Origin of the sequence: Massilia timonae, assembly GCF_001866515.1 — a bacterium.
Lineage (GTDB): Bacteria > Pseudomonadota > Gammaproteobacteria > Burkholderiales > Burkholderiaceae_D > Telluria > Telluria timonae.
Genome location: NZ_JRYB01000001.1, coordinates 4,397,764 through 4,417,050 on the forward strand (window position 1 = coordinate 4,397,764; position 19,287 = coordinate 4,417,050).

Below are 19,287 nucleotides of genomic sequence, written 5' to 3' on the forward strand. Positions count from 1 at the left end.
GTGGGCGCAGCGCGCAAGACGCCATCCTTCCTGGGGACCGGCTGGGCGTTTCCGCCGCAGTTCGGCCGCGACGGCCGCGCCGTCATGGTGTCGGACGAACGCGACATCCGCGAGAGCCTGGGCATCCTGCTGGCCACGCGGCCGGGCGAGCGCGTCATGCATCCGCGGTATGGCTGCAACCTGCACGCACTGGTGTTCGAGCACGTCAGCGAAAGCGTGGTGACCGAGATCCGCCAGGCGGTCCTGCAGGCGATTGCGCGCTGCGAGCCGCGGGTCGAGGTCGAGCGCGTGCTGGTGTTGCCCGGGCCGGACGCCCACGGCGTGCTGCCGATCGAGGTCGTGTACCGCATCCGCGCCACCAACACCCGGTCGAACCTGGTCTATCCCTTCCATGTGGAAGCCGCTTCATGAGCATGCGGGAGGGGCTGGCGCAGCATACGCGCCTGCTGGCGGCGCTGGCGCCGCACTACATCGACGTCGATGAGCTGAGCCAGGCGCAGTTGATGACGCTGGCCTTGCACTACGCCGGGCTGGTGCGCTTCGCCACCGAAGCGCCGCCGGCCGACTGGGACCGCACCTGGCGCGATTACTTCGGCGACGACGAGACGCTGGTGATGGCCGAGATCCTGTCCCTGCGGGTGCACCGCAATCGCGCCGGCTTCGACGCCCTGGTCGACCGCGCGCTGGACGGCATGGCGCCGGCCGGCGTGCCGGCGGAGACCGGCGGCTCGCCGATCGTGTTGCTAGCAGCGATGGTCGAGCGGCTCGAAACCTGGTCCGGGGCGCTGCTCGCGCGCGGCAGCCCGGTCGGGATCGACCTCAGCACCCTGATCGCTGGCGTGCTGGAGAACCTGCCGCCGTCGCTGCGGCGCGCGCTGGCCTACCGCGCCGCGCACCCCGAGTGGAATGCCGGCCGCGACGCGCCGGCGCTGGTGGCCCAGCTGAGCGCGATGCTGGGGCTGGCGCCCGGTGGCGCGGTGCGCGACGACGAGCTGCGCGCCCTGTGCCGCACCTGGTTCAACCAGCTTGCCAAGGCCATCGAGATGGTCCAGCGCGGCGCCGCCCAGCGCCTCGAGCAGAGCCTGTCGAGCGGGGTGCACGACCCCGGCGCCGGCCTGCTGCTGGCCTTCGTCCAGCTGTACCGGCGCGCCCAGGACGCGGCCAACACCCTGACCGAACGCCACCTCGACTTCTACTACGACCGCGTGCTGCGCATGCGCCCCAAGCCGGCGGAAGTCGATTCGACCTTCCTGGTGTTCGCCCCGAGCGCGCCGGGCGCGCGCGCCGCGGTGCCAGCCGGCGCCGCGTTCCTGGCGCCGGCCGGACGCCAGGCGGGCGACCTGGTGTTCGCGCCGCGCGAACACCTGACGGTGGGCGACGCGCGACTGCGCGCGATGTTCACCCTGTTCTGCGAGCGCAATCCGCTGACCGCGCCCGAGAACGCGCTGTCGGAGCAGCGCCACGGCCGGACCAAGGGCTACCCCACCGCCTGCCGCCTGGCCAGCCTGCCGGTGCTGGAGCCGGACCAGGCGCTCGAGCGGGCCAGCCTGGCGCCGCGTCCGCTGTTCGGGGCGCCGCGCACCGCCACCAGCGCCGCCCCGGGCCAGCCCGCGCGCCTCGGCTTCGCCCTGGCCAGCAACGTCCTGGCCATGCGCGAGGGCGAGCGCAGCGTGCACGTGACCCTGCTGCTGGGCGCCCAGCGCCACGCCGCGGCGGACGACGAGACCCTGGGCGGGCGGCTGGCGCGGCTGGCCGTCCAGATGCGCGAATCGCAGGCCGAGGTGCGCTACAAGGTGCTGCGGCGGATGTTCACGCTGGCCTTGACCGGCGCCGACGGCTGGATGGCGGTGCCGGCCTACGGCGCCACCTTCGAGCCGGCCGGCGCGGGTGTCCAGGGCGGCGTCCCCGACGCGCTGCACATCCATTTCACGCTCGGACACGAGGCCGGCGCCGTGGTCCCGTACGATCCGGCGCTGCACGGCCCCGGCGTGACCGGCGCCTGCCCGCTGCTGCGCTTCGAGCTCAATGGCGAGGGTTACCTGTATCCCTACGGCCTGCTGCGCGGCCTGCCGATGGTGCGCGCCCAGGTCGACGTCAGCGTGCGCGGGCACCGCTCGCTGGCGCTGTACAACCAGATGGGCGCGCTGTCGCCCGCGGCGCCGTTCCAGCCTTTCGGCCCGTTGCCGGCGCACGGCGCCTGGCTGGTGGTCGGCAGCGCCGAGACGGCCTGCAAGCGCCTGACGGCGGCCGAGCTGGCGTTCGAGTGGGGCGGCCTGCCGCAGGTGGCCGGCGGGCTGCGCGCCTGGTATGGGGGCTATGACGGCGAGCCGTTTCGCGACGTGCGCTGCACCGTGGCGGCGCTGGCCGACGGGCGTTGGCAGCCGGTCGAGACCCAGGTCCAGGCGCGCCCCACCCAGGTCCTGTTCGCCGACGGCATGGCGTCGGGCGGCCGGCGCCATGCCGTCGGCGCCTGCGATGTGGTCAACCTGGGGCCGGTGCTGCACCTGGCGCGGCCGCCGGCGCCGGGCCGCTGCGCGCCCGACCAGCCGTTCGCGTGGGAACCGGGTGCCAGCAGCGGCTTCTTCCGCCTCACGCTCGATACGGGCGAATTCGCCTTCGGCCACCGCGACTATCCTTACCAGCTGGCGCGGGTGCTGACCCGCAACAGCCAGTGGCGCTACCGGCGCGAGCCGCGCGCGCTGCCCAATCCGCCGTACACGCCGACGGTGGAGACGGTCGCGCTGCATTACGCCGCCACCAGCACGATCGGGCCGACGCCGGCGGCGTCCGGCGAGGCGCTGCTGCGGCTGCATCCCTTCGGCTGGGAAGCGGCGCGCGGCGGCAGCGAGCACGGCGACCTGCTGCTGCCGTCGATCGACTATTCCGGCAACCTGTACCTGGGCCTGAGCGCGAGCGCGCTGGACGCGCCCCTGACCCTGTTCTTCAACCTGGTCGAGGACGCGCTGCCGATGTCGGGCCAGCACGCGCGCGACATCAGCTGGGCCTACCTGGCCGGCAACCGCTGGATCGCGCTGCCGCCCCATGCGGTGCTGGGCGACACGACCCAGGGCTTCATCCGCCCCGGCATCGTCGCGCTGGCGTTGCCGCCGGATGCGGGGAGCGACAACACCATCATGCCGCCCGGGCTGGTCTGGTTGCGGGTGTCGTGCGAGGATGAGTTGAACCGCTTCTGCCAGCTGTACTCGGTGCATCCGCACGCGCTGCAGGTGTGGCGGGCCGCGGACGACATGACGGCCGGGATGCCAGAGCGCATCGCGGCGGCCACGATCCGCCGTCCGCGCCAGGCGATCCCCGGCCTGGGGCGCGTGACCCAGATGACGGACTCCGGCGGCGGGCGGCTGCCCGAGAGCCGGGTCGAGCTGCGCCGCCGCAGCGCCGAGCGCCTGCGCCACAAGGGACGCGCGATCGTGCCGGACGACTACGAGCGGCTGGTGCTGGAGCGCTTCCCGGACATCGACCGCGTCAAGTGCTTTCCCAACCTGTCGCTGGCGCTCCGGCCGGACGGCGGCGCCTGCCCGGGACACGTGCTGGTGGTGGCGCTGCCGGCGTTCGCATCCAGCGGCCACCTGGGCGCGCCGCCGCGCCTGAACGGCGACATGGTGGCCCGGGTGCACGCCTTCCTGGCCGCGCGGGTCGGCGCCGACGTGCGCCTCGAGGTCGCCAATCCCTTCTACCAGCGCATCCAGGTGCGCTGCAAGGTGCGGCTGGCGCCGGGACTGGACCATGGCCGCCACGTCAACCTGCTCGACCGGCTGGTATCGGACTTCATCTCGCCATGGCGCCCGGCGGGCAACACCAGCCTGTTCGGCTGGACCTTGCGCCAGCATGACGTCGAAGCCTTTCTGCTGGCCCAGCCGGGGGTGCTGGGCGTCGGCGAATTCTCGATGCTCAGCGTCAGCGACGCCGGGCGCGACCGGTACACGCTTACCGACACCGCGGCGCCCGGCCGCAAGGGCGAACCGGCGCCCGACGTGACGCCGCGCTATCCGTGGAGCGTGGCAGTGCCGATCCGGCGCCACGCGATCCTGGTGGCCGACAGCGAACAGTCGCGCGTGGCGCAGCGCACCGGCATCGGCAAGCTGGAAATAGGCAGCACTTTCATCATTTCATCCGAGACCGACAATGACCAAGCGAAATAGAGACACGTTGAAGAGGCGCTTCGGCGACGGCGAAATGCCATCGGCAGGCGACTTCAGCGACCTGATCGAATCGGTGCTGAACATCCACGACGACGGCATCGCGCACAACGAGCGCGATGGCCTGCGCCTGACCCAGATCAGCGGCAACAGCCGGGTCCTCAGCCTGTACGGCGCGGTGGAGGAAGAGAGCACCGCCTGGGCGTTCGGGCTGGATGGGCGCACGGCGCGACTGACGCTGGACGCGACGCGACGCAGCGGCGCGCCCGCCGACATCGATGCCGACGACGAGACGGACGGCGGCGGCCACGCCGTCCTGACCCTGCTGGCGCCGGACGGAAACGGGCGGATCGATGGCCGGATCGGCGTCAATACCCTCCATCCGCGCCACCAGCTGGACGTGGACGGCGTGGTGGCCAGCAGCGGCCGGATCGGCGCCGCCGGCAGCCGGCCGGCGCCGGCGGACGCCGAGTGGCACACCATCGGCGGCCCCTACCAGGGCTGCACCGCGCTGGAAGTGACGGCCGGCGCCGGCCGCCGCGACTCCGGCAAGTACGCGCTGATGCATGCGTTCGCGCTGCGCGCCTTCGACGCCAAGGGCGAGATCACCTATCATCAGGCGCATTACGGCTCGCGCCGCCACCGCCTGCAGCTACGCTGGCTGGACGACAAGACGGTGCCGGGCAACTACCACCTGCAGCTGCGGGTTGGCTGCCCGTATGGCGAGAACACCCGCATCCAGTACCATCTGACTTCGCTGTGGCTGGACCCGCGCATGGACGGCGGCGCCGCGCAGGAGCAGGCATGAACGGCCGCAGCGATGGCGCGGCGCGTTTCTCCCTGCGGCTCGCGCCGCGCCAGGCGCGCCTGGTGGCCGAGGCGCTCGGCCTGCGTCCTTACGCCCAGGTGCAGGCGCTGATGGCGCGCCTGGAGGAGTGGGCCAGGGCGTGGCGCGCCGAAGACGATGCCGGCCTGGTGCTGGATGCGGGCGAGCTGGCGCTGGTGGTGTCGGCGCTGTCCGACCTGCCGTACCGGCGCGTGCACGTGCTGGTGCGCGGCCTGGAGGCCCAGCTGGCGGCGCTGCGGGCGCAGGCCGGCCGGCCCGCGCTGGAGCCGCTGGCATGACGTCCCCGATGGCCAGCGGCGTGCCGGACGACGCCAGCTTCGACGCCCTGCGCAGCGCCGGCATCGCCGCGCTGCAGCGCCTGTGCGGCGAACTCTGGACCGACTTCAACCTGCACGATCCGGGCGTGACCACGCTCGAGCAGCTGGTCTACGGCCTGACCGACCTGGCCTACCGCGCCGGCTTCGACATGGCCGATTACCTGGCGGGGCCCGACGGCGGCATCGACTACGCCGGCCTGGCGCTGTATCCGCCGGAGGAAATCCTGCCGGGGGCTCCGCTCACGATCGAGGACTATCGGCGCCTGCTGTACGGCGAGATCCCGGAGCTGGCCGACGTCTGGATCCGCGCCGAGGGCGGCGGCTTGCTGGCGATCGACGTGCTGCCGGAGCACGACGGTCCGGCGCTGGAGTCCGGCGCCGCGCGGGACGCGGTGGACGGGGCCGCGCTGAGGCGCCGGGTGCGCCAGGTCTATGCGGCCCACCGCGCGTTGGGCGCCGACCTGGCCCGGGTGCGCGTGCTGCGCCCGCGCGCCTATTACCTGCGCGGCGAGATCGACACCTGGGGCGAGCGCTCCCAGGCCGAGGTGCTGGCCCAGATCCTGTTCGACTGCGGCCGCTACCTGTCCTCGGGCCTGTCGGCGCGGCGCCTGCGCGACGTGATCGTCCTCGACTGGAGCCCGGAGCGCGTCTACGACGGCCCGGCCACCCGCCACGGCCACGTCGAGGCGCTCCCCGTGGCCGAGGGCGATGCGCCCGTCACCGTGAGCGAACTGATCGGCGTGATCCAGAAGATCGACGGCGTGCGCCGCATCCGCGCGCTGTCGATCGTGGACGCCCACCTGCGCCCGGTGGCGGCGATCCCGCGCGACCGCGCCGACGGCGCCTGCGGGGTGCTGGCCTTTCCCGCCGGCGAGGACCTGGCCGAGCTGCTGCGGGTGCAGCCGGAGCAGGGCATCGAGTATGGCGTGAGCGAACAGACCATCCCGCCGGCGCCGGCGTGGCGCAGCGCCAACCGCCTCCTGTACGAGGAGGCCAGGCTGGAGCTGGCCAAGCTGCGCTTCGAGCAGCAGGCCTTCCGCGCTGACGACGGCGGCGCACGCACGCGGTATGCGCTGCCGTCCGGGACCCGCCGCGAGCTGCACGCATATTATTCGGTCCAGCACGAGTTCCCCGCCGTGTACGGGATCGGCAAATACGGCCTGCCCGACAGCGCCAGCCCCGCGCGCAAGGCCCAGGCGCGCCAGCTGCAGGGCTACCTGTATCCGATGGAGCAGCTGATGGCGAACTACCTGCAGAACCTGCAGGACTTCCCGCGGCTGTTCGGGCTGGGGAACGAGGACGCGCGCAGCTATGGCTCGCAGTACCTGGACGGCCCGGCGGCGCCGGGCCTGGACGCGCTGTACCGCGCGTCGCCGGACGCCACGCGCGCCCGCCTGGCGCGCGTGCTGGGGCGCCAGGACGAGCACCTGGAGCGCAAGGGGCGGGTCTACGACTACCTGCTGGCGATCTATGGCCAGGCCTTCCCGCAGACCGCGCTGCGGCGCTTCAACCACTACCACCCGCACGACACCGACGCCTGGCTGCTGGATGCCAAGCGGCGCCTGCTGGCCCAGCTGGTCGACCTGAGCGCGGGCCGCGGCAGCGGCGCCGACTACACCCTGGCGCCGGACGCGCCCGCCGCAGTGGCGCCGCTGGCCCGGCGCGCCGCCATCCTGCTCGGCTTCGACGGCGGCGAGCGCCTGCGCAGCCTGTGCCCGGAGCAGCGCCTGGTCGAACAGGACGCGGCGGAGCAGGGCGCCGTGGCGCCGGAGGCCCCGGACGACTGGCTGCCGCTGCCGCCCGCGGCCGGCAGGACCGAAGCGCCGCCGGCGCGGCTCCCGGCGCGCCGTGGCGAGATCGACGAAGGCTGGTTCCGCGACGGCGCGCTGCTGTCCAACTACCGGCTGGCGCGCAGCGGCGGCGCCTATCAGGTGCATGTGCGGGCCGGGCCGCGCTGGCGCCTGCTGGCCAGCTATGGCCGGCGCGCCGAAGCGGTGGCGGCGGCCCATGCGGCGGTGGCGGAACTGGCGGCCCGGAACCGGCGCTGCGAGGGCATGCACGTCGTCGAGCACGTGCTGCTGCGGCCTGGCCTGGGGCGCGAGGTCGAGGAACTGCGGGACGACGATGGCCTCGGCAATCCGGCCTTCTACGCGGCCCACGTCAGCGTGGTCCTGCCGCGCTGGACCTTGCGCTGCGCCGACCCGGCTTTTCGCAATTTCGTCGAGGAGACCGTGCGCGAGCATTGCCCGGCCCACATCCAGCCCGGCTTCCTGTGGCTCGGCCCGTCCCACATGGCCGAGTTCGAGCAATTACAGGACGCCTGGCGCGGCGCGCTGCGCGACTGGCACGCCGCCGACGAGGATGCGCGCGCGCGCCACGCCCGGTCCCTGCACGACGCGGCCGGCGCGCTGGTGCACTTCCTGAGCGCGCACCGCACGGAGCCGGCATGAGGCAGGCCCGATGAGCGCCCCGCACCTGATCGAACGGCTCGACGTCGCGTTCGAGTTCGACGCGCCGGATCCTGCGCTGCAGGACGAACAGCAGTTGCTGCGGCTGGTCAGGGAGTCGCTGCTGTCGGTGCTCGACGAGGTGATGGACGCCTGCGACGAACCCGGCGCCGTCCTGGTGCTGCCGTCGCTCGCGCTGGACCTGGGCATGATCGAGCGCCATGCGCTGCGCGAACAGGCGCCCGCGCGCCTGCGCGCGCTGCTGGAGGATGCGCTGGCCGCGGCGCGCCAGCAGGCGCGGCTGGCTGCCGCCGTGCCGCCGGCGCGCGCCATGGACATGGATGTGGCCGGGGGCGACACCCCGCGCCTCGGGAGCGCGAACGACCACGCGCTGGCGCGGCTGGCGGCCTTCCTACGCAGCGGGCGCCTGGGCTGGGATGCGCCGCTGGGGCGCGGCGACCTGCACGTGGAATGGCTGGACCGCCTGCTGGACGCGACGCCCGGGGAGCTGGTGCGGATGCTGGCCGGCGCCGTCCGCCAGCCGGATGCCCTGCTGCGGCTGGCGCGGCAATTCCCGCCACGCCAGCTCGAGGCGATCCTGGAGCTGGCGGCGCCCGGCCAGGCGCGCGCGCTGCTGGCCTGGCGCGCGGCGGCCGCAGCGCCGGATGTGGCGTGGACCCGGGTGCTGGGGGTAGCGCTGGGGGCGGCGGCGCCGGCCGCCGCGCTGGCCATGGTTTGCGCAGCGCTCGGGGATCCGCGCGCGGCGCTGGCGCCGCTGGACGGCGAACGGCTGGCGGTGTGGTGGCGGCGCGGCGAACGCGATGCCGGGGCCGAGGCGGTGCTGGAGCGCTTGCTGGCGGGCGGCGGCGTGGCCGCGGCGGCCGGACGCGACGGCCTGGCGCGCGCGTTGGGGCGGCGCTGCTGGAGCCGGACGCCGCGCGCCGGCTGGCGGGCGCCATGTCGTCGCGCCTGCGCGAGCGCCTGCTGCGCTTTCTGCTGCCATCCGGCGCCGCGGGCCTGCTCGCGCTGATGACCGACGTCGAGCGGCAACTGGTGTCGCGGGTGGGCGACCGCCGCCGCGCCGCCGAGGCGCATGCGCGCTGCTGGCTGGAGCTGCTCGCGGCCGCCTTGGACGGCGCGGGCGTCGTGATGCGAAACGATGTGGTGCGCGCGCGGCTGCTTGCGGTGCTGGATGCGGCGGTGCTGGATGCGGCGGAGCTGGAAGCGGCGGCGCCGGAGCGCGGCCAGTTCGCCGCCCCCGAGGGCGCCGCGCCGGACGAGCTGGCGCAACTGGCGGCCTTCCTCGAGCGGGGCCGCTTCGAGGACGCGCCGGCGCTGGAAGTCTCTCTGCAGGGCGCGCTGCACGTCACCTTGCTGGAACGCCTGCTGGAACGCGCACGCCGCGGCCGCGCGCCGCGCGAGGCGCTGCTGCGGATGCTGGCCGCGACGCTGGCCAGCCCACGGGCGTTGCGCCGGCTGCTCGGACAGTTCCCGCAGCGCCAATTGGCCGGCATCGTGCATGTGGCCATGCCCGGACAGGCGGCTGCGCTGTTGGCGTTATTGCTGGAAGCGCAGGACGGCGCGCGCCTGGACCAGCCGGCGCTGGAGGACGACGTGCGCGACGCCTGGGGCGGCCTCGTGCTGCGCGCGCTGCGCGAAGGCTGGCCGGCGGCGTTCGGGGCGGCGCATGACGCCGGGCAGGAGGACGCGCCGAATCGTGCGCAGCCGGCCGGGCTGGAAGCCTGGTGGCGCAGCGGCCGCTTCGATCCGGCCGGCGCCGCACGGCTCGACGCGTTGCTGGCCACGGTGGAAACGGAAGGCGTGGAAGGGCGCGCGCGGGCGGCGCTCGCGGCGGCCGTGGCGCGCGTGCTGTCCGCTCCCGACGGCGCGCTGCGGCTGGCGCGCGCGCTGCCGGAACGCCTGCGCGAATCGCTGATCCGCTTCGCACTGCCCGGCCTGGCGCCACGCGCGATCGCGCTGATGCAGCGGCTGCGCGCGCATCATGTCCAGGCGCCGGAGAGCTGTATCGAGGCCTGGGCGCGGCTGTTGACGGCGTGCCTGGCGCCGCCGGTGTCGGCGGCCGCCGTGCAGGCCCTGTGCGAACGGCTGGATACCACGCTCATGCCGGCGCCGGCGCGGCTGGAAGCGCCGGGCGCGCCCCTGGAGCAATTGCCGCTAGACGAGCTGGAGGCGTGGTGGCGTGCCGGCCAGGCCGACCCCGCGCGGGCCGCGCGGATGGAGCGGATGCTGGCGCTGGCCACGGCGGTCGGTGGCGACGGCGGCCCAGGCGCCGGGAGGCCGCTGGCAAAGGCGCTCGTCGCCGCGCTGGCGCGCACGGTGGCCTTGCCCGAGGGGCCACGGCGTCTGGCGGCGGCCCTGCCCGAGGAGCTGGGCATCGCCTTGCTGTGGTTCGCCGTGCCGGCGCTGGCGCCGCGCCTTGTGGCCTTGTTGCGGCGCCTGGGCCGGCGTCGCGCCTCCACGCCGGACGCATGGCGGGATTGCTGGTCTCAGGTGTACGCGCTGTGCCTGGGGCCGGCGCCTTCCTCGGCAGCGGTGGATGCCTTGTGCCGGCGCCTGGAGGATGCCGCAACCCCGCCGGACGCGGCGCCGCGCGCGCGCGACGCGAACCCCGGGCGCCGGCGCACGAAGGGCGCGCTGGACGGATTCGCAGCCTGGTGGCGTTCGGGGCACGCCGATCACGGCCGCGCCGCCCAGCTGGAACGCCTGCTGGCGGTCGGGGCGGCCGGTATGGCGGGTTCGCCGGATGCGGCGCAGGCGGGGGAACTGGAGGGCGCGCTGGCCGCGGCGCTGCAGCGCACGCTCGCCTCGCCGGGCGGCGCGCGCCGGCTCGTGTCCGCGATGCCGGTGCACCTGCGCGAAGCCTTGCTGGCGCGCCTTGCCCCCGCTTTCGCGTCCGCCGTGATCGTGCGCCTGCATGCGCTCGCCCGGCAGTTGGCCTTGGCGCCGGGCGCCGCCGGCCCGGCGCCGGGCCTGCATACGCTGTCGTGGGCACAAGTGTTCGAGGCCTGCCTGTCGCCGACGGCGACGGCGGCCTCGGTGCAGGCCTTGTGCGCGCGGCTGGACGAGGTCGTCGGCCGGGTTGCGCGCCACGACCAGGATAGGGCGCGGGAGGGTAGGCGGGAGCGGGCGCCAGGCGGAACGGCGGCGCGGCATGGCGCTAGCGCCCTCGAGCGCCTTACGGCCTTCCTGCGCAAGGGGCGCCTGCTGGGAGCGCATGCGGCGGCCAGACCGGCCGGCCAGCAGCATGGGCCGGACGCAGAGGTCCATGTGGCGCTGCTCGACGGTTTGCTGGCGTCGCCATCGCTGCAGCCGCTGTGGCGCATGCTGGCCGACGCGCTCGCGCGTCCGGCGGCGGCGCGGCGCATGGTGGAACAGTTCCCCGAGCGGCAGTTGCGCGACGTGCTGGCGCGGGCGACGCCGGTCCTCGCCGTGGCGCTGTGTGCGCTGGCGGACGAGCTGCAGCGTTCGGGTCTCGAGGCCGGCGTCGCGCCGCGCCGGTTGCGCCTGCTGCTCTGGCCCGCGCTGCTCGGCGCCGCCGTGCGCGCCGCCGCCGGGCTCGCGCCGCTGCCGCCGCTGAAGGCGCTGCGCGCGCAAGCGCTCGACCGCCTTGCCGTGCCGCCGGACCAGACGGGCGCTGAGCAGGATGGCGCGCAGTGGCTGGCGCGCATCGCCGGCCATCTCGAGCGGGATGGGCGCATCGCACCCGCGCGCCGCGCCGACATGATGGAAGCGATCGCGGCGGCGGCCCGGGCCAGCGGCGGCGCGCAGGCCTGCCTGCGCGCGGTGATGGAAGTCCTGGAGCGAGGCGCGCCGCTCGACCTCGAAGCGATCGTCCGGCAACGAGGCGCGGCGGCTCCGGAAGCCTCGGTGGCGGCGCGCACGGCAAGCGAGCCGCGCAGCGCCATGGTCGCGGCGCTGCCGGCTGCCGGCGGCGGTCCGCCACCGCCCGCCGCAAGGAGGCCCGCGGTCGTTCCGGCGCCAACGGCGGGCGCTGGCGACGACACGCCTGGCCTGCCGGCCGGCGAGCGCATCGCCCTCGGGAATGCCGGCATGGTGCTGATGGCGCCCTACCTGCCGCGCCTGTTCGGCATGCTGGGCCTGGTGGCAGACGGCGCCTTCGTCGACCTCGATGCCGCCGGGCGCGCCGCGCACCTGCTGCAATTCGCGGTGTCGGGCGCCAGCAGCACCCCGGAGTATGCGCTGCCCCTGAACAAGCTGCTGTGCGGCCTGCCTTTGGCGACCCCGGTCGTCGCCGGCATCGCGCCGACGCCGGCCGAGCGCGAGACGATCGAGGGCCTGCTCGAGGCGATGATCGCCAGCTGGAGCGCGCTGGGACGCACCTCGGTGGAGGGGCTGCGCCAGTCCTTCCTGATGCGCGACGGCGAGCTGGCGCTTGGCCCCCAGGGTTGGGAACTGTCGGTCGTGCGCGGCCCCTTCGACGTGCTGATGGACCGCCTGCCGTGGAGTTTTTCGATTGTGCGCTTTGCCTGGATGCCGGCGCCGGTGCACGTGACCTGGCATTGATGTGGTTGAACAGTAGAAATGAAAAGGATGACGGATATGGAAAAGACAACAGATCACGCCGATATGCGTGGCGCGCCTGGTAGCGCAATGCTCGCCGCGCTGCTGGCCGCCGAGGACGGGCCGCCCGCGCCCGCATGGAGCGCGTTGCTGGAAACACGGCCGGAGGAGGTGCTGCGCGTCCTGCGCGCGGCGCACCGCCGTCCCCTGTGGCGGGCGGCGCTGCGCGCCGGCTTGCCGCAGTGGATGCTGGCCGACCTGGTCAACCTGTCCCGTCCCGAGCTCGGCGCCGCGGTGCGCCGCATCGTGGAACGGCGCGAGGCCATCGCCCATCTGCTGGGAAGCGGATGGCAACGCGCGCTGTGGGGCGGCGCTTTCGAGCTGGCGGCGCAGCGGACGCTGCGCGCCGCTTCCGACCTCGAAAGCGCGTGCATCGAGGTGCTGCGTGCGGCAACCGGCCCGCATGCGCAGGCCCAGGAAGCGCTGCTGGCGGCGTGGCGCGGCGCCGCGCCGCTGGCTGCGCCGGCCGAACCGCCCCCCGCGCAAGCCGACGCGCCTCCCACGCCGGCGCCGGTGGCCGGTGCGCCCGCCGGGGACGACGGGCGGCTCGCGCAAGAAGGTGAATTCATTTACCTGGGCAATGCCGGCCTGGTCCTGCTCGGGCCCTTCCTGCAGCGCCTGTTCGCCATGCTGGGGTTGACCGCAGGCCCGACATTCGTGAGCGCGGCCGCCGCCGGGCGCGCAGTGCACCTGCTGCAGCACGTGGCGACGGGAGCGAGCGACGCGCCGGCGCGCGCGCTGCCGCTCAACAAGGTGCTGTGCGGGCTGGCGCCGGAGGCGCCTGTCGCGGCCGACATCGTGCTCACGCCGGCCGAGCGCCAGGCGACGGAGGAGATGCTGAAGGTCTTCATCGCCCAATGGCGCGGCTTGGGGAACACCTCGGCGGACGGGCTGCGCAGGGGGTTCCTGATGCGCGAAGGCCGGCTGGAGCCGGACGCCCAGGGCTGGCAATTGCGGGTGAGTCCCGCGCAGATGGACATGCTGCTGGACCGCCTGCCCTGGGGTTTCTCGAACACGCATCTGCCGTGGATGGCGGCGCCGGTGCGCGTGCACTGGCGCTGAGGGGAAACCGGTGAACCCGCCAAAGATGGCGCAGCCGATGTTGCAGGCCAATGCGGCCGCGCTGGCGCGCGAGGCCGACTGGTTCGGCAGGGTGCTGCACGCGCGCTTCACCCATTATTTCGGCGACGGCGGCGCGCCGTGCGTGCTCGAGGCGCCGCCCGGGCTGGACGGCGACGGCTCCGAGTATGCGGCGCTGGTAAGGGAGCTGGGGTTCGGCATGGAGGAGCGCCTGGTGCTGCTGCTGGCGCTGCTGCCGCATATCCGGCCGCAGGCGCTCGACCTGTTCTTCACCCAGAACAAGCTGCAGGGCCAGCGGTTCACCGAGTTCGGCGGCTGGCGCGGCAAGACCCACGAGGGCTTCCTGCCGACTTGCGAGACCGCCGCCTTCCTGCTGGCGGGCGACGACCTGGCGCAGCGCTTCCGGGTGCTGGCCCTGTTCGACGACGACCATCCGCTGGTGCGGGGCCGCATCGTGCGCCTCGAGCATCCCGCCGCCGGCGAGCCGCGGCTTGGCGCGATGCTCAGCCTGGCCCCGGAATACCTGCAGCGCTTCACCACCGGCGCGCGCCACAAGCCAGACTACGACCGCCAGTTCCCGGCCAAGCTGATCACGACCCGGCTCGGCTGGGACGACCTGGTGCTGGCGCCCGAGGCGCGCCACGACGTCGAGAGCATCGGCCTGTGGATCCGCGAGTCCGGCAAGCTGCTGGAGGAGTGGGGCCTGGAGCGCGCCGTCAAGCCGGGCTACCGCTGCCTGTTCTACGGGCCGCCCGGCACCGGCAAGACGCTGACGGCGACGCTGATCGGCGCCAGCGCCGGGGTCGACGTCTACCGCATCGACCTGTCGATGATGGTCTCGAAGTACATCGGCGAAACCGAGAAGAACCTGGCGAACGTGTTCGACCAGGCCCAGGACCGGCGCTGGATCCTGTTCTTCGACGAGGCCGACGCGCTGTTCGGCACCCGCACCGAAGGCAATACTTCGAACGACCGCCACGCCAACCAGGAAATCGCCTACCTGCTGCAGCGGGTCGAGGATTTTCCGGGCGTGGTGATCCTGGCAAGCAACCTGAAGGCGAATATCGACCAGGCCTTCGCGCGCCGCTTCCAGAGCGCCGTGTACTTCGGCATGCCGGACGCGGCCCAGCGCCTGCGCCTGTGGCAGGGGATGTTCCGGGATCCGCGCCGGCTGGGACCGGACGTCGATCTGCGCGCGCTGGCCGAGGGCTACGAGCTGGCTGGCGGCGCCATGACCAACGTGGCGCGCCATGCCGCCATCAGCGCCACGCGCCAGGGGCGCGACCACGTGACCCAGGCCGAGCTGCTCCTGGGCGTGCGCAAGGAAATGATCAAGGAAGGAAAGACATTCTGATGAAGCCGATCGCCATCGTCATCCACATCGTGCTGGCCGCCGCCCTGCTGGGCGCGGGCGGCGCCGGCGCCCAGGGTAGCGCGGTGAAGCCGGGCCCGGCCGCCGAGCGCGCTCCGGGTCCGGCCTACGCCGACGCCGCCGGAAGGACCCTGCTGGAGCGTCTCGCAAGGCCGGAAGCGGCGCACGCCTTCCGCCAGTACAATGCCGCCAACAGCCGGCGGATCCAGGATCACCTGGCAGTTGTCTATGGCAAGAATCCTCACTACAGGCGCGACGCCGGCGGCCCTGGTCTTCCGCTGCGCGACAGCATCGTCGGCCCGGTCACGCTCAAGTGGCTCGCCCGGTTCTGCCTGGACTACGGCATCGTCGCGAGCGCCCCCCACTTCGAGCGCACCGTGGTGGCCTCGCTGGAGCAGGTGGCGCGCATCGTCGAGGCCCTTCCGGAATGGGACCAGGTCCTGTCCAGCGCCGCGTTCCAGGCGTGGATCGACGGCGGGCAAAGCCCGGACCGGATACGCAGCCTGCAGCTGCGGCGTTCGGGCGACGCCTCGCAGGTGATCGCCCTGATCGAACAGTTCCAGCGCGAGCGCGCGCAGGCGCCGGCGGCGCGCCGCTTCACCGCGGTGACGCAGACCTTCGGCTACGATTCTGAACGGCGCAAGCGCAGCGCCGACCCGGTCCAGATCGCGCAACTTGTCGAGAAACTGTCGGGCCGTCCGCCCGAGCAAGCCCGGCCGTTCGAGGAAGACGTGCGCGGCGCATTGGACGGAAGCGAGGTGCCCGACGAGATGATGGCGGTGGTCAAGCGCTACTCGCGGATGGACGCCTACCTGGTGCAGGATGAGCTGCTGCTGCAGTTGCGTCGCGAAGGACTTCCCGGGGAGGCGATGATCGAGCTGAGGGACGCGCTGGAAGGCGAGGAGTTCCCCAGCCAGCAGGACTTCATGGACAGGCTGCGCGAGATCTCCGTGGCAAGCGGCCAGCGCGACGCGCTCGAGCGCCATCGGCTTGCGATCGTGCGCGGCGCGCGCGTGGACCGCTATCGGGTGCCTGCCACCCTGGCGGACAGCCTGGCCGCGGACGCGCCACCGGAGGTGGTGTCGAAGATACTCGGCGGATTCGAGAAGATTGCGTATCCGACCCGTGGGCTGTTCGATGCCGCCCTCGGCTGGCAAGTGCGGCGCGCGCTCGGCATGTGCGCGGCGCCGCCGCGCAACAAGCAGGGCGAGGTGGTGGAGGACTGGGTGCTGCAGGGCGCACTGCGCGCCGGTCCCGACCCCGATCCCGACGATATCGCCGCGCTGGGCAAATTGATGGAGAACGATCCGGAGCTCAGTATCGATATCAGCACAATCAAGAGACTGCGCGCCAAGCAGGGCGAATGCGCGGACGAGGACCTGCTCGAGGCCGACGCGCAGGTCTACCGTGTGACCCGGTTCGTGGAGCAGCTCCTGCACAGCAGGATGGATCTCGAGGTCCTGAACCGCATGCCTACCCCGGCGCAGCGCACCAGCGGATGGGCGCCGAACGGGTGCCGTTGCGCGCGCCCGGAGCGGGATGGCATGAGCTATGGATTCTTCCCCTTGTGGCTCGATGCCGGCGAGCGGCAGATCGATTTCGGCGCGCTGACGCGCATTGGCCTGTACGGCGTGACGGTCGACGACGACGGTCGGCTGCGCGGCCCCAGGGGCATGGAGGCGCTCGATCTGCCGGACCACCTGGCGCAGATGCTCAGCGAGGCGCACCGCCATGACGTGAAGGTGGACTGGGTGCTGACGCGCGACTGGACCGGGTGGCGCACGCAGGCGCCCGACCGCAAGAGCAGGCTCCTGGATGCCTTGCGCGTCGAAATCAGGACCCTGCTGACGCAGGCGCATCCCGGTAACGGCCAGACGATGACATGGCTGGCTTCGCTCGGCCGCGATCCTGGTCCGACCGGTGGCGACGGCGTCGTGCTGCACTTGCGCGGTTTTCGTGACATCGACAGGGAGCTGTTCAAGAAATTCCTGAAGGATCTGTCCGAAGATCTGGGCCGGATGGAGGGGCCACGGCGCAGGCTCAGTCTCGCGGTCGACTACGACGATCTTGTCGAGGCCGGTCCGGAAGGCTTCCGCTACCTGATCGAGATGATCGAACACATCAATCCCCTGGAAAAGGACGAGGCGTTCGCGTCGAGCGGCAGGCAGATGCTGGGCGACATGCCGATTCTCACCTTCATCCCCGAGCCGACCCAGTACAGCAAGAAGTCGCTGCGTACCGCGATCCAGAATGCGCTGCACGGCATCCAGGCCGCGCGCCTGCAGTGGGCGGTCGTGCCGGTGGTCCAGTATGACCGCGTGGGCTCGGCCCAGCTGGCCGACGACATCGTGTTCGCGGCGGCCAACTACCATGGCATCGGCTTCTGGCCGCTGGCCTTCGCCGATCCGGACGCGGGTTCACGGTTGAAGACGCCCAGGGACGCCAACCTGCTGCTTGCCAACTACCTGCAGCCGTTCGGCGACCCAACGTCGAGGATCAGCTATCGGGCCAGCTACCTTTGCCCGCACCGCCTGCGGCTGCGCTGGCTGTTCTGGGGATCGCTGGCGCTGGCGGTGGGCGTGGGGGCGGTTTACTTCAATTGTCGCGGTTGCAACGAGCGGGTCGACAACAGCGGCCTGTACTTCGCCGGCATGGTGGCCGTGCTGGTCCTGCCGCTGCTGATCCTGTCGGTGCTGGTGGTGAGCGATCCGCTGCTGACGGCGTATTCGGAATTCACCTTGGCGCTGTACGGCACCGGCGGCATCGTGGCCGCCGTGCTGGTGGCGCGTCATTACTTCAAGAAGTCGCGCCGCAAGCTGCCGTAAGGCGGGCACGACGCGGGAATGATCTTTATCGACAGGGGCAATGCCATGCGAGACCGTCAGCAATCACCGCAGCGAACGGAAGTCGAGACCGGGGGCGTCCAGCAACCACATACCGGCGCCGTGGCGCACGCCCCGGCTTTCGTGGACAAGCGCGCATCGGCGGTGGTGCAGGGCAAACTGGTCGACATGATGAACGGCAGCCCGCGCCTATCGCGGCAACCGGCGCTGAGCGACGCGATACACGACAGTCCGAGGATGGTGGGGAGCGGTCGTCGAACCAGATCGCTGGCAGAGGGAAAGCCCAACGATACCGGCCTGCCTGATCGGCTGAAGTCCGGAATCGAGTCGCTGTCCGGGATGAGCATGGATCATGTGAAGGTCCACTACAATTCGCCCGAGCCGGCACGGTTGCAGGCGCATGCTTACGCACAAGGCAGCGAGATCCACGTGGCGCCGGGACAGGAGCGGCACCTGCCGCACGAAGCCTGGCATGTCGTCCAGCAGGCCCAAGGCCGGGTTCTGCCGACGATGCAAATGAAAGCAGGTGTGAACCTCAATGACGATGTCGGGCTGGAGCGTGAGGCCGATGTCATGGGGGATAAAGCTCTGCAGATCAGTTCTTCTCCCACACGGTGGCCGGTTGGGTTGCCGTACCTGCGCGCGGCGGCCTCGTTCGGCGCGGAAGTGCAGTTGGTCAAGACAGGCAAGCGGTCGTTGACCGACTACCTGGCCTCGCACCAGGGTAATGGCATGGCGGACGAAGACGATGAAGACCATGAACCCGACCCTGGACTCAAGCGCGTCAAGATTGCGTCCGACGATAGCAGCGACGAGGATGCCGACGTCGAGGATAATGATAGCGACTCGGCATCGTCGGTGGACTATGGCGAGTTCATGCGGCGCTCACGCGACAGCAAGAAGAAGTTCCACCGCAGGACGGCAACCGCTTTCGCCACGTTCAGCAATATCAAGGACAGGGATGGCAAGCTGAAGAAGAAACTGGCGGGGCCGCACATTCTCAGTCATGTCGCCACCGACGTCGGGTTCGGCGCGATCGAGCCGAGTGGCCGAGGGTACCAGCCCTTGTTCGGCACGCATGTCATTCCGACGCCGAAGCAGGCCAACTCGTTGTTGAAGTCACAGGCGCCAAGCGATCCGACAATGGCGAGCGCCTACCGCAAGCAACGTCACCAGCACATCCACAGCTACACCGATGCCTATCGCACGGCCGAAGGCGACCCGTTCAATCTCGCGTACGCCGCGGCGGCGCGTGAGCTCAGTCCCAATGCCACATACAACTTGCATACCGGCAGTTATACCGCAGATGAGATCAAGGGCAAGGGTGAGCGCAGAACGAATGCATACACCGACTTCCAGGCCATTCACGATGCGGACTGGAAGCCGGACGATCCGCTGCCCGATGGCTTGAAAAATATCGATGCTCCCTCGACTGGAGGCTCGGACACGATGAGGCGATCGGCCGAAATATCAGCCGGACAGTTCGTCCAGTACTGCTTCGGCATACGTCCCCGGCGGGCCAGCTTCTCCGGCAGCGAGCTGTCCAGCACGGACAGCGAAAGCGATTCCGACTAGTTGCCGGGGTAGCAGGAAGCAGCGCCGAAGAAGAGGACGGCGAGCCC

General features: G+C 72.1%; 11 protein-coding genes. All 11 read left to right on the top strand.

Features of this window, described 5'->3' with window-relative positions:
* The 11 genes from LO55_RS18675 to LO55_RS18725 are packed head-to-tail and all read left to right on the top strand — an operon-like array spanning position 1 to position 19,240.
* Positions 1-411 carry a GPW/gp25 family protein gene (locus LO55_RS18675; RefSeq protein WP_071362627.1) on the top strand — a complete coding sequence of 137 codons (411 nt, stop codon included), beginning with the start codon at positions 1-3 and terminating at the stop codon, positions 409-411.
* Positions 408-4,160, top strand: coding sequence for a baseplate J/gp47 family protein (locus tag LO55_RS18680; protein ID WP_071362628.1), 3,753 nt, complete (start codon positions 408-410; stop codon positions 4,158-4,160). Before LO55_RS18675 ends, LO55_RS18680 begins: the two co-directional genes overlap by 4 nt.
* Positions 4,161-4,167: 7 nt before the next feature.
* Positions 4,168-4,965, top strand: a complete 798-nt coding sequence (locus LO55_RS18685) for a hypothetical protein (protein WP_071362629.1) — start codon at positions 4,168-4,170, stop codon at positions 4,963-4,965.
* Positions 4,962-5,282 (top strand): hypothetical protein, encoded by a 321-nt coding sequence (locus LO55_RS18690; protein WP_071362630.1) that lies wholly within the window; start codon positions 4,962-4,964, stop codon positions 5,280-5,282. Before LO55_RS18685 ends, LO55_RS18690 begins: the two co-directional genes overlap by 4 nt.
* The gene (locus LO55_RS18695) at positions 5,279-7,771 is read left to right on the top strand and encodes a hypothetical protein (RefSeq protein ID WP_143054559.1); all 2,493 of its coding nucleotides are present in this window, start codon (positions 5,279-5,281) and stop codon (positions 7,769-7,771) included. The genes LO55_RS18690 and LO55_RS18695 overlap by 4 nt, the downstream gene beginning before the upstream one ends.
* 10 nt (positions 7,772-7,781) lie before the next feature.
* Positions 7,782-8,798 carry a contractile injection system tape measure protein gene (locus LO55_RS18700; RefSeq protein ID WP_071362632.1) on the top strand — a complete coding sequence of 339 codons (1,017 nt, stop codon included), beginning with the start codon at positions 7,782-7,784 and terminating at the stop codon, positions 8,796-8,798.
* Positions 8,726-12,313: a contractile injection system tape measure protein gene (locus LO55_RS18705; RefSeq protein WP_071362633.1), complete on the top strand. Its 3,588-nt coding sequence runs from the start codon at positions 8,726-8,728 to the stop codon at positions 12,311-12,313. The genes LO55_RS18700 and LO55_RS18705 overlap by 73 nt, the downstream gene beginning before the upstream one ends.
* A gap of 36 nt (positions 12,314-12,349) precedes the next feature.
* Positions 12,350-13,432, top strand: coding sequence for a contractile injection system tape measure protein (locus tag LO55_RS18710; RefSeq protein WP_143054560.1), 1,083 nt, complete (start codon positions 12,350-12,352; stop codon positions 13,430-13,432).
* Between the two features lie 10 nt (positions 13,433-13,442).
* Positions 13,443-14,804: an ATP-binding protein gene (locus LO55_RS18715; RefSeq protein ID WP_229410180.1), complete on the top strand. Its 1,362-nt coding sequence runs from the start codon at positions 13,443-13,445 to the stop codon at positions 14,802-14,804.
* Positions 14,804-17,647, top strand: coding sequence for a hypothetical protein (locus LO55_RS18720; RefSeq protein ID WP_071362636.1), 2,844 nt, complete (start codon positions 14,804-14,806; stop codon positions 17,645-17,647). The genes LO55_RS18715 and LO55_RS18720 overlap by 1 nt, the downstream gene beginning before the upstream one ends.
* An 18-nt stretch (positions 17,648-17,665) precedes the next feature.
* On the top strand, positions 17,666-19,240 hold the full coding sequence (locus LO55_RS18725; protein WP_071362637.1) for an eCIS core domain-containing protein: 1,575 nt from the start codon (positions 17,666-17,668) through the stop codon (positions 19,238-19,240).
* Positions 19,241-19,287 lie beyond the last annotated feature (47 nt).